The following is a 13,907-nucleotide window of genomic DNA, read 5'->3' as shown; positions in this document are numbered from 1 at the left end:
GGACAGATGAACGACGACGCCAAGCGGGCGCCGGCGCCCCCAAGCCGGACGGCTCCTCCCAATGAGACGCCGCGCCCCGAAGCCGAACTGGCGGCGCTGACGCGCGCCTGGGCGCTGCCGCGCGGCTGGCGCAGACTGAGCGAAATCAACAACAGCGTCGTCGGGATCGTCTATATCGGCGCGGCCTTTCTCTTCTTCCTCCTCGCCGGCGTCCTCGCCCTGATGATGCGCGTGCAGCTCGCGCAGGGCGACAACCGTTTCATCGGCCAGGAGCTTTATAACCAGATCTTCACGATGCACGGCACGACGATGATGTTTCTCTTCGCCGTGCCGGCGATGGAGGCGCTCGGCGTCCTGCTCCTGCCGCAAATGCTCGCGGCCCGCGACCTGCCCTTCCCGCGGCTCTCCGCCTATGCGGTCTGGGCTTATGTGATCGGCGGCCTCGTCTTCTTTTCGACGATCTTCTACGACCTCGCGCCGGATGGCGGATGGTTCATGTATCCGCCGTTGACGCTGCGGGAATTTTCGCCGGGCGACAATGCGGACTTCTGGCTGCTCGGCATCGGCTTCATCGAAATCTCGGCGATCGCCGGCGCCATCGAGATCATCGTCGGCGTCTTGCGGACGCGCCCGCCGGGCATGACGCTCGACAAGCTGCCGATCTTCGCCTGGTCCATGCTGATTTTCGCCGGGATGATCGTCTTCGCCTTTCCGGCGATCATTCTGGCGACCCTGCTGCTCGAAATCGAACGCGCCTTCGGCTGGCCGTTCTTCTCGGCGGCGCGCGGCGGCGATCCGCTGTTGTGGCAGCATCTCTTCTGGTTCTTCGGCCATCCCGAGGTCTACATCATCTTCCTGCCGGCGGCGGGGCTCGTGTCGATGATCGCGCCGACCATGGCGCAACGCCCGCTCGCCGGCTACCGGCTCATCGTCATTGCGCTCATCGCCACGGGCTTCTTCAGCTTCGGCCTCTGGGTGCATCACATGTTTGCAACCGGAATTCCGGCGCTCAGTCTCGGATTTTTCTCCGCGGCCAGCATGGCGGTCGCCGTGCCCTCCGGCATCCAGGTCTTTTCCTGGATCGCGACGATCGCCTCGGGAAATCGCCGCTTCATCGCCTCGACGCCGTCGCTCTTCATCATCGGGCTGCTCGTCATCTTCACGATCGGCGGCCTCACGGGGGTGATGGTCGCCGTCGTGCCGTTCGACTTTCAGGCGCACGACACCTATTTCGTCATCGCGCATCTTCACTACGTGCTGGTCGGCGGCATGGTCTTTCCGCTGTTTGCAGCCTTCTACTATTGGGAGCCGCTGTTCGGCCGCGGCCGTCTTTCGGAGCGGCTGGGCCGGATTGTGTTCTCGCTCATGTTCGTGGGCTTCAACGTCGCCTTCTTTCCCATGCACATCGCGGGGCTGATGGGCATGCCGCGCCGCGTGTGGACCTATGCGTCCGACAGAGGCTGGGATACGCTCAATATGATCTCGACCGTCGGCGCTTTCGTCTTCGCGGCGGGCGTGGCGCTTTTCCTCGTCGATCTTCTCATCGAGTTCAGAAGCGAGCGGGAGATCCGTCAGCACAAGGCCAATCCCTGGAACGCCGGCACGCTCGAATGGGCGCCGAGCGACCTTTATTCCGTGCGCAGCATCCCCTTCGTGCGCGACCGCTATCCCCTGTGGGAGAATCCCGGTCTCGCCAAGGAGATCGAGGCGGGCGCCTGGTGGCTGCCGGGCACGGCGACGGGACGGCGCGAAACGATCGTCACCGCGCCGCTCGACGGGGAGCCCGAGTATCTTCTGGAAATGCCGGGGCCGGGATGGGCGCATGTGTTCGCGGCGATCTTCACGGCGGCGTTTTTTCTGCTGCTCACGGTGAAGGCGGTGACGCTGGCGCTGATCTGCGGCGTTCTCGCCATCCTCTCCACGCTCGTCTGGTGCTGGCAGCTCGATCCGCCGCCCGGCGAGAAACGCGCCGACATCGGCGGCGGCGTGACGCTCTCGACCTATGTGTCCGGGCCGCAGTCCCATTCGTTTTGGGCGATGATCGTGCTGATCTTCGTCGCCGCCTCGCTCTATCTCACTTATGTCTTCTCCTATCTCTATCTCTGGACGGTGAGCCCCTCGGTCTGGCCCGCGCCCGGCGGGCCGCAGCCGCCCACGCTCGACTGGCCGGCGGCGGCGGGCGCGCTGCTCGTCATCGGCTCCGCTCTTTTCGTCGCCGCCGACCGTCTGCTGCCGCCGCCGGGCGGCGCCAGCGCGACGCCGCTGTTCCTCGTCGCGGGCGCCGCCTGTCTCGTCGCCGGCGTGGGAGCGGAGCTTTTCGGGCATTGGCAGGCGGGGCTTCGCCCCTGGGAGACGTCCTACGGCGCGCTCGTCTATGTCGGGGGCCTGCTCACAGGGCAGCTCGCGCTCGTCGTCTTCATCATGGCCGGCTTCGTCGTGGCGCGCTATGCGACGGGTCAGCTCGACGCCCGGCGCCGCGTGACCTTCGAAAGCACGGCGCTCTTCGCCTATTACACGTCGGCGCAGGGCCTTCTGGGGCTTCTCCTGCTGCATGGCTTCCCACGGCTCTTGGAGTGACGCGATGCAGGACCCCGGCAAGGCCGCTCTCGAGCGCCGCAGCTTCGCGCATGCGCTGTTTCTTCTGCTCCTCGGGCCGTTGGTCTGGGCGCTCTATTTCTCTTTCGCCTATGGCCTCCATTCCCTGGCCTGCGCCGCCGGCGGCGTCGGCTGGCGGAACATGGTCTCCGCCCTCCTCCTCATTGGCGCCGCCGTCTCGCTCGCAGCGCTCGGCGTCAGCGCCGTCGTCATCGCCCGCCGGCGCGGCGAAGCGGCGGAGCCCGGCTTCGAATCCTACGCCTCCGCCGTCCTCTTGCTTCTCTCCGCCGTCGCCATCCTATGGACAGGCGCCGCGCCGCTGTTCCTTACGACCTGCGAGATGATGAGATGAGCGTTTAACATGATTGACCGGCGATCCGTTTCGCCCGGCCGCCCGTCATGACGGGGGGATCGCGACGCCGGCCGGGCTTGCATTTTGAGACGACTGGTCATATTGTCGGGCCATGAGCCGCCGTGACGTCAAAGAAATTCGTGAGAAGCTGCTGGACGAAGGCGTCCTGCTGCTGATGGAGCAAGGCTACCATGGGACCGGGCTGCAGGAGCTCGTGCAGAAAGTCGGCGTGCCCAAGGGGTCGTTTTACAATTACTTCCCGAGCAAGGAAGAATTCAGCGCCGAGGTTGTCCGGCACTATATCGATCCCTTCATCCGCCAGCTCGACGCGCATCTGTCGCGCCCGGACGTCGCCGCCGACGTCGCGCTTAGGAACTATTTCGAAGAGCTCATCGTCGAGACGGAGCGCAAGGATTTCAAGGGCGGTTGTCTGCTCGGCAATCTCATCGGCGAGATTGGCGACACGAGCGAACTGTGCCAGACCTCGCTGCGCACGGCGGTCGGCCGCTATCGCGAAAAGCTGCGCGAAGGCCTTGCGCGCGGCCAGCGCGAAGGAAGCTTCCGCACGGACATCGACGCGAAGGACATGGCGGACTTTCTGGTCAATGTCTGGCAGGGAGCGCTGCTGCGCATGAAGATCGAGCGTTCCGTGCGCCCGCTCACGCAAGTCTGCGACATGCTGCTGAAAGGCTACTTCCGGGCGTGATTTTTTGCCCGTAGACGAGACGACCGGTCATATAGCGAACAGCGCAACGCCGCCCTGGAGGGAAAATGAAAAAGTTCATCATCGAGCGCGATATCCCCGGCGCCGGGCGCATGTCGGCGGCCGACCTCGAGGCGGTCTCGCAGAAATCCTGCGCCGTGCTGCGCGAGCTCGGAGAGCAGGCGCAATGGGTCGAAAGCTTCGTCACCGACGACAAGGTTTACTGCGTCTATCGCGCCACGGACGCCGAGATCATCCGCAGACACGCCGAGCTCGGCGGCTTTCCCGCCGACCGCATCAGCGAAGTCAGGGCGATCATCGGTCCGGCGACCGCCGAGCCTTTGCAAGGGAGGAAATCATGACGCTCACACTCAAATCCGGCGCCGTCGTCAAACGCGCGCTTGCGCTCGGCGCGTGCGTCCTCGGCGGGCTCATCGCGCATGAGACGTCGGCCGCGCGCGCCGACGAGACCTGCAATTCGCCCTTCATGAGCGGCCTCATCAAGGGTCAGGAACACTATCTCCACGTCTGGACGCTCGGCGAGAAGGGCGTCGGCGACGAATCCGACAAGCTCGTGACGATCGACGTCATTCCCGGCTCCGCGACCTATGGAAAAGTCATTCACACGCTTTCCGTGGGCGGGCGCGGCGAAGCGCATCACATGGGCTTCACGGACGACCGCAAATATCTCTGGGCGGGCCGTCTCGACGACAGCAAGATCTTCATCTTCGACGTCGGGTCCGATCCCGCGAAACCTGCGCTCGTGAAGACCATCGACAATCTCGCCGAAACGACGGGCTATGTCGGGCCGCATACGTTTTACGCGCTGCCCGGACGCATGCTGGTGCAGGCGCTCTCCAACAAGAAGGATCACGGCGGCGTCACCGGATTGATCACCTATAATAACGCCGGCGATCTCGTCGCGACGACGCCCATGCCGGTCGGCGACGGCGGCGACGGCTATGGCTACGACATCGCCATCAATCCCGGCCAGAACCGCATGCTCACGTCGAGCTTCACCGGCTGGACGAATTACATGATGGACGCGGCGCAAATGATGCAGGACAGCGCCGCGATGAAAAATTTCGGCGGCACGATGGTCCTGTGGGACCTCAAGGCGATGACGCCCGTCAAGATCTTCTCGGTCCCGGGCGCGCCGCTCGAAATTCGCTGGGCGCTCAAGCCCGGCGCCAATTGGGCGATCACGGCGAGCGCCCTGACCTCGAAACTCTATCTCATCAGGGAAGACGGCGATCGCCAGTGGCGGGCGAAGCCTGTCGCCGACGTCGGCGACGCGTCCAAGATCCCGCTGCCCGTCGACATTTCCATTTCGGCGGACGCGTCGTCGCTTTGGGTCAACACCTTCATGGACGGCACGGCGCGCCTGTTCGATCTCTCCGATCCGGAAGCGCCGAAGCAGGTTTACGCCAAGAAAATCGGCGCGCAGGTCAACATGGTCTCGCAGAGCTGGGACGGCAAGCGCGTCTATTTCACCAGCTCGCTGCTCGCCAACTGGGACAAGAAAGGCGCTGACAACGAGCAGTTTCTCAAGGGCTATTCCTGGGACGGGAAAGAGCTCAAGGAAGCCTTCGTCGTCGACTTTCACAAAGAGGGCCTCGGCCGCGCGCATCATATGAAATTCACCGAGCGCGCGCAGAAGGCCGAACTGCCGTGATCCGACGCAAGGAAGCGAAAGACGGGCGCGCGCGTTTCGCCGCGCCTGTCGCCGCCGCGCTGCTTGCGCTCGCGCCGCTCGCGCCGCCGCAGGCGGCGGAGCACGGCGCCGCGGCGACCAATCTCCCGGCGCCCGGGACCTATGTCCTGCAGAAGATACAGCGCGTCCCGGACGCTACTCTCCTCGATGAAGCCGCCGCGCCCGTGAAGATTTCCGCCTACACGCGCGGGGCTGTGACGGCTTTGGGATTCTTCTACGGCCATTGCGCCGATCCCACGGGCTGTCCTGTCGCCTGGTCCGTCTTCGAGGCCGCGCGAGAGGCGGCGCGGCGCGATCCTCTGCTGGCGTCGCGACTGCGTCTCGTCTTTGTCAGCCTCGATCCCGAGCGGGATACCCCGTCGACGCTGCGCCTTCTCAAGTCGAGCGAAAATGGCGACGACGGCGACGCGCCCTGGTCGTTCCTGACCGGCGCCTCCGAACGGGAGATGACGCCTCTTCTTCGCGCCATGGGCCAGGACGTCGCTTACGAGATCGACGACTCAGGCCGGCGAAGCGGCGCCATCAACCACATGCTCAAGGTCTTCCTCATCGATCCCGACGGCTGGGTGCGCGAGATTTACAGCACCGCCTTCCTCACGCCGGAAAGCCTGCTCAATGACGCCCGAACGCTCGCGCGCGCCTTTCCCAACGCCAGCAGCCGGCTGGTCGAGCCTTAACACGGAACGCGGCATGGGACTGGGCGGAGAACTCCGACTGACGCTGGGCGCCGCCGCCTTGTCGCTCGTCGTCGGGCTTGGCCCGGCAAAGGCCGACGACATGGCGCGACCGCTCGGCCTGCCGCCGGTTCCGCGCGAGATCGCCGGCGCGCCGGCGATGCAAAAGCTCGGAGAGAAGCTTTTCTTCGACCGCAGCCTCGCGGCGAACGGGACGCTCTCCTGCGCCATGTGTCACATTCCGGCGCAGGCTTTCGCGTCGAACCAGAGCGCGCTGTCGATTGGCATGGAAGGGCGCAGCCTGCGGCGCAACGCGCCGTCGCTCTATAACGTCGTCTTCAAGCGCTATCTCTTCCACGACGGGCGGGAAACCGATCTCGCCGCCCAGGTCTGGGGGCCTTTGCTCGCGCCCGACGAAATGGGCAACGCCGGCGTCGGCCCGTTGCTCGCCCGGCTGCGCAGCGACCCCGATTACGGCCCCTCCTTCGACGCGGCCTTTCCCGGGGAGGGCGTCACCATGACGACGCTCGGCCGCGCCATCGCCGCTTATGAAGCGACGCTCCTGCGCGGCGACAGCCGGTTCGATCGAGCCCTCTTTGGCGGCGACAAAGCCGCCCTGTCGGCCGAGGAATGGCGCGGCTACGAGATTTTCGTCGGCAAGGGCGGCTGCGTCGCCTGCCATCGCATCGAGAGCGACGCGGCGCTCTTCACCGATCAGGCGTGGCACAATACCGGGGTCGCGTTCAAAGCCCGCGCCGCCCCGGCGACGCGGCGGATTCAATTGGCGCCGGGTCTCGTGAAGGAGGTGGACCTTTCCGCCTTGGGCCTCGCCGGCGCGGCCCCGCGCGACGTCGGTCGCTTCGAGATCACCAATGATCCGGCCGACCGCTGGGCCTATACGACCCCGATGCTGCGCGGCGTCGCGAACAGCTGGCCCTATATGCACGACGGCAGCCTCGCGACGCTCGAAGAGGTCGTCGACTTCTATGATGGCGGCGGCGGACCGAATCCGGCGCTCGATCCAAGGATCAAACCGCTCGCGCTCACCCCGGCGGAAAAAGCCGCCCTGCTGGCGTTTCTCGAGGCGCTTTGATCTGACGCGGCGCGGCGCCCCTGCCCTCTCGCGCCTTGACCGGCTGCGCGGCCGGATTCAGACTCGCGCGCATGGACGCCATCCGCCTGCAGCGCATCGACGCGGCGCAGAACATGCGCCGCTTCTATCGTCTCGACGTCGCCCGCGACCTCTTCGGGCGCTGGTGTCTCGTTCAGGAATGGGGGCGGATCGGCGGCGCCGGGCGGCTGCGCTTGGCGGCCTATGAGAGCGCGGCGCAAGCGCAGGACGCCCTCGCCCGAAAGCGGCGCGCCAAGGAGCGCCGGGGCTATGTCGCGCTGTAACGGCGCGCGCTGAACACCGCGAAAAGCGCGCGATTCGCTTCGGCGCGCCCCCGATTGAAAGCCCCTTGAAAAAATTGGCCGCGGCCAACTTTCCCCACCCCCCGAAATTGGCCGTATGGTTGACGGGCGTTAAGGATAAAGCGCTTGCCGGAATCGGCGAATCGTGAGTTTCTACGGAAACAAACGAGTTTTCGACCGAAAAGCGTATTGAGGAGAAAAAATCGTGGCGGCGGTTTCTGCGCGTCGGGACATGGAGACATCGGATGCGCGCATTTTCACCCATGCGCGGCTCCTCTCCGAACAATTGCAAAGGCTCGGCGCCCGGCTGTTTCCACCCGACAGCCAGAAGGCGCTGCGCTCCTTCTCCTCGGGAGAGGCGGCGAAGCTGCTGCACGTCTCCGACGGCTATCTGCGGCAATTGTCGCTCGACGGCGTCGGTCCGGCGCCGGCGACGACGCCCTCGGGCCGGCGCTCCTACACGCTGTCGCAAATCAATGAATTGCGGCTCCACATCGCCAACGCCAAACCGCGCGACGCACAAAAGATTCTGCCGCAGCGGCGCGCCGGCGAGAAGTTGCAGATCATCGCCTGCGCCAATTTCAAGGGCGGCTCGGCGAAGACGACGACGGCGCTCTATCTGGCGCAATATCTCGCGCTCTCCGGCTTTCGCGTGCTCGCGGTCGATCTCGATCCGCAGGCGTCGCTCTCCGCCATGCTCGGCCTGCAGCCGGAATTCGACCTCGGCGAGGGCGACACGATCTATGGGGCGATCCGCTACGACGACAAGCGCCGGCCCGCGCGCGAAGTGGTGCGCAAGACCTATTTCGACGGGCTCGATCTCGTGCCGGGCAATCTCGAACTCATGGAGTTCGAACATGAGACGCCGCAGGCGCTCGCCCGCGGCCTGCGTCCCGAAGGCGGCATGTTCTTCGAACGGCTCGGCCGCGCCCTCGACGAGATCGGCGCGGATTATGACGTCGTCGTCATCGATTGCCCGCCGCAGCTCGGCTATCTGACGCTCGGCGCGCTCTGCGCCGCGACCGCGCTGCTCGTCACCATTCATCCGCAGATGGTCGACGTCGCCTCCATGTCGCAGTTCCTGCTCATGGCCTCCGACCTCATGGCCGTGGTGCGCAAGGCCGGCGGCGACCTCACCCATGATTTCATCCGTTATGTCGTGACTCGGCACGAGCCGCACGACGGGCCGCAATCGCAGATCGTGGCGCTGCTGCGCGGCCTCTTCGGCGAGGAGGTTCTCGCCGCGACGGTGTGGAAATCGACCGCCATCGCCGACGCTGGCCTGTCCAAGCAGTCGCTTTACGAATTGGAGCGCAGCGCCGTGGGCCGCGCCACCTACGACCGCGCCATCGAGTCGCTCGAGGCCGTGAATAGCGAAATTCTCGGTCTGATCCTTTCCGCCTGGGGGAGGCCGACATGAGCCGCCGCAACCTCTTGACCAATCTTCTCGGGGCCGCCGACGCGTCGCCGGCCTCCGAGTTGGCCGCGGCCAACTCGCCTTTGAACCCCCCTGCCCGTCCCCGCGCGCCGGCCGGGGCGGTTCGGGCGATGAGCCTCACCCTCGACAAGATCGAGGAAGAGTCGCGCGCCCTGCGCACGGCGCTGTCGACCGGGGCCGCGATCGTCGAACTCGATCCCGAGGCGATCGACGCCGCCTTCATCGCGGATCGCCTGCCGGGGCCGGACGACGCCGAATTCGAGGCGCTGAAGCAATCGATCGCCGCCCACGGCCAGACCGTGCCGATCCTGGTGCGGCCGCATCCGACGCAGGCGGGCCGCTATCAGGCGGCTTACGGCCATCGGCGGCTGCGGGCGGCGCGCGCGCTCGGCGCCAAGGTGCGCGCCGTCGTGCGGACGCTCGATGATCACGAACTGGTGCTCGCCCAGGGGATCGAAAATTCGGCGCGGCGCGACCTCTCCTTCATCGAGCGCGCCCTCTTCGCGCTCGCGCTGGAAAAAAGCGGCTATGACCGCCCCGTCATCATGGCAGCGCTCTCGACCGACAAGACCGAACTTTCCAAAATGCTCACCACGGGACGCGCTTTGCCCGAGGCGATCGTGCGCGCCATCGGGCCGGCCCCGCGCGCCGGGCGGCGACGCTGGATGCAGCTCGCCGAACTGCTCAAGAGCCGCGAGGCGGCGCGGCGCGTCGAAATCGAACTCTGCGGGCTCGATCCGCAAACCGATACGGATGCGCGTTTCGTGCGCGCGCTGACGGCCGCCGCGGCGCCGGCGCCCCGCCCTGCCCCGGAAATGATCCGGGGCGCGGATGGCGCGCCGCTGGCGCGGGTCAGGCGCGACGGCGCGGCGACGCTGTTGCGCTTCGACGAGAAGACGGCGCCCGATTTCGCCGATTTCGTCGCGACGCGGCTCGCGGCGCTTTACGAGGAATTCCGCCGGCGCGCCTGACGCGCCGCCGGTGAGTGCTCATCTGAACGAAAAGGAAGGCGCGGCAAAAGAAAAAGGCCCCCGAAACAACGTCCCGGAAGCCCTTCTCTCGATGTAGCAATCAGAGAATCACACTTCCGTCCATCCCTGTCAAGCGTTGGCGCCTGTTTCGGCGAGCGGATTTCTTTTGCCTTGAACGAGGCGAAGAACCATGCGGACACATCTCACGACGCCCTTCGGGCGGCGATCGCTGACGCGCGCCATGGTGGCGAGCCAGACGGCGACGCAGGCCTTCTGCGACAGCGCCGGCGCGTCGGCGGCCGTCGCCCATAAATGGCGGCTGTTTCGCGCGCTCACCGAGGCCAAGGGCGCGCTCGGCGTCACCGACCGGGCGCTCTCCGTGCTGCACGCGCTTTTGAGTTTTCATCAGGAGACGGCTCTGTCCCTGCCCGAAGCGGGCGAGGACGCCGGCGCGGGGATCATCGTCTTTCCGTCGAACCGCGAATTGTCGATCCGCGCCCATGGCATGGCGCCGGCGACGCTGCGCCGGCATCTTGCGAGCCTCGTCGAGGCGGGGCTGATCATCCGACGCGACTCGCCGAACGGCAAGCGCTTCGCCCGGAAAGGGCAGGGGGGCGAGATCACCGACGCCTTCGGCTTCGATCTCACCCCCTTGCTCGCGCGCTCCGAGGAGATCGAGCGCCTCGCCGAAGCCGCCCGCGCCGAGGTCCGCGCCCTGGCGCTCGCGCGCGAGAAGATCACGCTGGCGCGGCGCGACCTGGCGAAAATGATCGAGATGGGGCGCGAGGAGCGCGTTCCGGCCGATTGGGCCGGGCTGCAAGCCGAATGCGCGGCGTTGACGGCGCGCTATGCCCGCAATCTGTCGCGCGCGCAGCTCGAGGGCCTGGCGGCGGATTTTGCCGCGCTCGCCGCCGCGGCGCGCAAGCTTCTGGAAAATCATCTGAAAAGTGAGAAAACAAGCGCCAGTGAGTCTCATTCTGAGCGCCATATACAGAATCAAATTACAAAATTATCGGATCTTGAACCTCGCCTTCGAGAAGGCCGGGCCGAACCGCCCGGGCCAATGGGCGAGATGGGCGCCGCCAATCGGGGAGACGCGGACGAAACCGAGGGTCTCGAGATCAAATCGCAGGTCCGCCCCGCGCCGACGCCGCGGACCTATCCGCTCGGCATGGTGCTGCAGGCCTGTCCCGATATCGTCGATTTCGCCAAGGGCCGGGAGATTTCGTCCTGGCGCGACCTCGCGACGGCGGCCGCGACCCTGCGTTCGGGGCTCGGCGTCTCGCCCGACGCCTGGGCGCAGGCGGTCGACGTCCTGGGGGAACACGACGCCGCAATCGTGATCGCCGCCATCCTCCAGCGCGGAGACGAGATCAAATCCGCCGGCGGCTATCTGCGCGTTCTGACCGCCAAGGCGCGGGCAGGGGAGTTTTCGCTCGGGCCGGTGCTCATGGCGCTGTTGCGCGGCAAGGCCGCAAAAGGGGCGCGCGAGCGGAAGAGGGCAGGGTGAGGACGGGAGCGTTGAAATAACCCCTCACAACCCCGCCGCCTTGGTGAGATTGACCCTGAACCGATCGCGTTTGCGCTGATAGCGGCGGGTCATTTCGGGGGAGGCGTGGCCGAGGTGCCGTTGCACATGGCCTTCCTCGATCTGCGCCGAGGAGGCGAGGCCGGCGCGCAGCGAATGGCCGGAGAAGGCGCGCCTGCGTTCGCCTTCCGGGAGATCGCCGCGAAGGCCGGCGGCGAGCGCCGTCTTCTGCACGAGCCTTGCGACATGCTTGTCGGACAGGCGCGCGGGCGCAACGCCGCCGTTCTTGCGCGCGATGGGCCGAAACACCGGACCGTGATTGATCCGGCCGAGCTGGAGCCAGGTTTCGAGCATGGCGACAGGGCAGGTGAGGGGCGAGGAGCCGCGGCCGATCTCGACCTCGCGCCAGCCGGTCTTGCCGTTGAGGGTCAAGAGCAGGCCGCCGCCGTTCTGGTCGGCGCCGCCGATGATCTCAATCCAGCCGGTCCCGTCCTCCGTCTGCTCCGGCCCGCAATCGAGGCCGACGATCTCGGAGCGGCGCAGGCCGCCGGCGAAGCCGATGGCGAGAATGGCCTTGTCGCGCAGGCCGCGCAGGTCGTTGTCGAGCACGGCGAGCATGGCCAGCAGCTCGTCGGCGTAGATCGCCGCTTTCTGGGCGGGCGGGCGGCCATGGGCGCGGCGAATGCCGGCGAGCACCGTGGCGATATGGGGATCGCTCGTGTCGAGCGGGCGGCCGAGCTGGCGATAGCGCCAGCAGATCCCCGAGAGCCGGCGTTCCAGCGACGCCACGGACAGGGGCGGGCGTCCACTTGCGCCGATGTTTCGAGCGCCGGCAAAGCCGTCGCCTTCCATACAGGCGGCGAGATAGAGGCCGACGGTCTGCGGGTCCGGGGGCAGGGGGTCGAGCCCGGAGCGCCGCAGCCGCGCGGCTGCGCCGCTCGAGCTCAAAAATCCGACGCCTCGGGCGGGGCCGAGGGGTCGAAAAGCGCGCCTTTGGCCCGGAACGGCGGGGGGGTCGCTTCGTGTCCGATAAGCGCACATTATCGGACTTAAAACAAGCAAGACAAGCCCGGCGGATTGGGCGCGAAAGACAGTGACAAAGCGCCGCCGTCCGGTAGGATTCTTCTGATGCGCCTTCTTGAACCGCTCCCCTCGCGTCGCCCGACGGGAGGCGAGTTTGGGGAGCCTCCGGCCGGCTTTCGCCAAGACACCGAACGAAGACGCGCGTCGTGAAAATTGCTCCGCCGCCCGCAGGAGGTGCGCCTCCGTCGGGAGCCTGGATCAACAGCGCAAGAAGGGGAGAGCCTTATCCCTCTCCTTGCAGGCGTGGGCCTGTTAACATCCCAAAATAGAGCAGTGCGAAGAGCCCGTAGGCTAAGCTCCACATCCCGGCGGCGACCGCGAGAGCGACAAAATAGTACTCGCCCGTGAAGGGCGCGGCGATGCGGAGGATAGCTGCGAGCGTTATGGCGACATAGATCGCGACCGTGCCCGGATCTGCGACGAGCGCGCGCCCCGTGTGGCCGCGCGTGGCGCGCGTCATCACTGCGAGGGTCATTGTTCCGATGGCGCCGGCGGTGAGCGCATGCAGAGGCGCTGTAGAATCGGTGACGCTGAGAAGTTCGTTTCCACCCATGAGGAGGAGGCCCAGGGCGACCCAGCCATAGCCCAAATGCAGTACGAAGAGCAGCGGCTCCACCCGCGCGCGGACGCCGCGCCAGCGCATGAGACGCAGAAAAAGCGCGGCGCCGGCGACGATCTGGAGAACTCCGGTCGGCCTCGTGTCGGGGAGCGCCACCCAGGCGACGAGCGCCACGAGCGTCGCTGCGAGCGCAAAGCGGTCGAGCGCGTCGAAAGGGGCCGGCTGGTCTTCAGCCGGCGAGGTTTTCGCCAGCCAGTTACGTGTGAAGCTCGGCGTGATGCGCCCCCCGATGAGCGCGACGAGCATGACAAGCGTCGCGACGCCGATGTGCGCCCCGATCGCGCCCGTCGCAGCAAGGTCCATCGCTTCGAGATGCGTAAGGAGATTCCCGATGAAGAGGAGCGCAAGGGCCGCGACCATGGGCAGGTTGCGCCAATTGCGCCCGGTGGCGATCTCGCGGGCGACGACGAAGATAAAGACGGCGGGAAATGCGAGATCGAGCGCCGCGGCGACAAGCGCAGGCTCGCTTCTCGAGACCAGGACCGCGACGCGGCCGAGAAGCCAGAGCGCGACGAGGCCGGCGAGCGGCGCGCCTTGCAAGGGCATTCGGCCGGTCCAGTTGGGAATCGCCGTCAGCAAGAAGCCCGCGACGACCGCGCCTCCGAAGCCAAACGCCATTTCATGCGCGTGCCAGATAGACGGCGGGAAGCGTGTCGGCAGTTCGGCCGCCGCCTCCAAATAGGCGACCGAGAGCGGCAGCCCGACAGCCGCCCAGAGCGCGGCGGAGAGGAAGAAGGGGCGGAAGCCGGCGGAAAGAAAGACCGCCAGAAGGTTTTGACTTGCCGGGGCGCGATATCGCGGAATTGGAGGCATGACC

Annotated in this window: 13 protein-coding genes; 11 read left to right on the top strand and 2 right to left on the bottom strand. The window is 66.6% G+C overall.

Annotation, left to right across the window (positions count from 1 at the left end; all coding sequences use genetic code 11):
• Positions 1-6 precede the first annotated feature (6 nt).
• The 11 genes from ctaD to repC all read left to right on the top strand — a co-directional run bounded on the left by ctaD (position 7) and on the right by repC (position 11,370).
• The gene (ctaD, locus tag ACETII_RS00595) at positions 7-2,577 is read left to right on the top strand and encodes a cytochrome c oxidase subunit I (protein WP_472785425.1); all 2,571 of its coding nucleotides are present in this window, start codon (positions 7-9) and stop codon (positions 2,575-2,577) included.
• Positions 2,578-2,581: 4 nt separating this feature from the next.
• Complete coding sequence (locus ACETII_RS00590; protein WP_472785318.1) at positions 2,582-2,947, top strand: hypothetical protein; 366 nt, start codon at positions 2,582-2,584, stop codon at positions 2,945-2,947.
• Between the two features lie 112 nt (positions 2,948-3,059).
• The gene (locus ACETII_RS00585; protein WP_472785317.1) at positions 3,060-3,653 is read left to right on the top strand and encodes a TetR/AcrR family transcriptional regulator; all 594 of its coding nucleotides are present in this window, start codon (positions 3,060-3,062) and stop codon (positions 3,651-3,653) included.
• Between the two features lie 65 nt (positions 3,654-3,718).
• The gene (locus tag ACETII_RS00580) at positions 3,719-4,012 is read left to right on the top strand and encodes a DUF4242 domain-containing protein (protein ID WP_472785316.1); all 294 of its coding nucleotides are present in this window, start codon (positions 3,719-3,721) and stop codon (positions 4,010-4,012) included.
• Entirely contained in the window at positions 4,009-5,325 is a 1,317-nt protein-coding gene (gene mtoX, locus ACETII_RS00575; RefSeq protein ID WP_472785315.1) for a methanethiol oxidase, read from the top strand. The genes ACETII_RS00580 and mtoX overlap by 4 nt, the downstream gene beginning before the upstream one ends.
• The gene (locus ACETII_RS00570; protein WP_472785314.1) at positions 5,322-6,041 is read left to right on the top strand and encodes an SCO family protein; all 720 of its coding nucleotides are present in this window, start codon (positions 5,322-5,324) and stop codon (positions 6,039-6,041) included. The genes mtoX and ACETII_RS00570 overlap by 4 nt, the downstream gene beginning before the upstream one ends.
• 13 nt (positions 6,042-6,054) lie before the next feature.
• Positions 6,055-7,131, top strand: a complete 1,077-nt coding sequence (locus ACETII_RS00565) for a cytochrome-c peroxidase (protein WP_472785313.1) — start codon at positions 6,055-6,057, stop codon at positions 7,129-7,131.
• A gap of 71 nt (positions 7,132-7,202) precedes the next feature.
• Complete coding sequence (locus ACETII_RS00560) at positions 7,203-7,433, top strand: WGR domain-containing protein (RefSeq protein WP_363352091.1); 231 nt, start codon at positions 7,203-7,205, stop codon at positions 7,431-7,433.
• Between the two features lie 223 nt (positions 7,434-7,656).
• Positions 7,657-8,871 carry a plasmid partitioning protein RepA gene (repA, locus tag ACETII_RS00555; RefSeq protein WP_363352093.1) on the top strand — a complete coding sequence of 405 codons (1,215 nt, stop codon included), beginning with the start codon at positions 7,657-7,659 and terminating at the stop codon, positions 8,869-8,871.
• A complete protein-coding gene (gene repB / locus ACETII_RS00550; protein WP_472785312.1) occupies positions 8,868-9,860 on the top strand; it encodes a plasmid partitioning protein RepB in 993 nt (330 codons plus the stop codon). The genes repA and repB overlap by 4 nt, the downstream gene beginning before the upstream one ends.
• A 190-nt stretch (positions 9,861-10,050) precedes the next feature.
• On the top strand, positions 10,051-11,370 hold the full coding sequence (repC, locus tag ACETII_RS00545) for a plasmid replication protein RepC (RefSeq protein WP_472785311.1): 1,320 nt from the start codon (positions 10,051-10,053) through the stop codon (positions 11,368-11,370).
• 24 nt (positions 11,371-11,394) lie between these two features.
• On the opposite strand, the gene ACETII_RS00540 is transcribed toward repC, so the two are convergent.
• Both ACETII_RS00540 and ACETII_RS00535 read right to left on the bottom strand, forming a co-directional pair.
• Positions 11,395-12,429 carry a tyrosine-type recombinase/integrase gene (locus ACETII_RS00540; RefSeq protein ID WP_472785310.1) on the bottom strand — a complete coding sequence of 345 codons (1,035 nt, stop codon included), beginning with the start codon at positions 12,427-12,429 and terminating at the stop codon, positions 11,395-11,397.
• 265 nt (positions 12,430-12,694) lie between these two features.
• Entirely contained in the window at positions 12,695-13,903 is a 1,209-nt protein-coding gene (locus tag ACETII_RS00535; protein WP_472785309.1) for an NnrS family protein, read from the bottom strand.
• Positions 13,904-13,907 lie beyond the last annotated feature (4 nt).

The organism is Methylocystis sp. NC52PC (assembly GCF_055698645.1).
Note: the sequence above shows the minus strand (reverse complement) of the source record. Positions and strands in the feature narration are given on the sequence as shown.

What these genes read in the sequence shown, in the direction of transcription:
- ctaD (WP_472785425.1), top strand. Translation starts at nt 7, where the DNA reads ATGAACGACGACGCCAAGCGGGCGCCGGCGCCCCCAAGCCGGACGGCT.
- ACETII_RS00590 (WP_472785318.1), top strand. Translation starts at nt 2,582, where the DNA reads ATGCAGGACCCCGGCAAGGCCGCTCTCGAGCGCCGCAGCTTCGCGCAT.
- ACETII_RS00585 (WP_472785317.1), top strand. Translation starts at nt 3,060, where the DNA reads ATGAGCCGCCGTGACGTCAAAGAAATTCGTGAGAAGCTGCTGGACGAA.
- ACETII_RS00580 (WP_472785316.1), top strand. Translation starts at nt 3,719, where the DNA reads ATGAAAAAGTTCATCATCGAGCGCGATATCCCCGGCGCCGGGCGCATG.
- mtoX (WP_472785315.1), top strand. Translation starts at nt 4,009, where the DNA reads ATGACGCTCACACTCAAATCCGGCGCCGTCGTCAAACGCGCGCTTGCG.
- ACETII_RS00565 (WP_472785313.1), top strand. Translation starts at nt 6,055, where the DNA reads ATGGGACTGGGCGGAGAACTCCGACTGACGCTGGGCGCCGCCGCCTTG.
- ACETII_RS00560 (WP_363352091.1), top strand. Translation starts at nt 7,203, where the DNA reads ATGGACGCCATCCGCCTGCAGCGCATCGACGCGGCGCAGAACATGCGC.
- repB (WP_472785312.1), top strand. Translation starts at nt 8,868, where the DNA reads ATGAGCCGCCGCAACCTCTTGACCAATCTTCTCGGGGCCGCCGACGCG.
- repC (WP_472785311.1), top strand. Translation starts at nt 10,051, where the DNA reads ATGCGGACACATCTCACGACGCCCTTCGGGCGGCGATCGCTGACGCGC.
- ACETII_RS00540 (WP_472785310.1), bottom strand. Translation starts at nt 12,429, where the DNA reads ATGTGCGCTTATCGGACACGAAGCGACCCCCCCGCCGTTCCGGGCCAA.
- ACETII_RS00535 (WP_472785309.1), bottom strand. Translation starts at nt 13,903, where the DNA reads ATGCCTCCAATTCCGCGATATCGCGCCCCGGCAAGTCAAAACCTTCTG.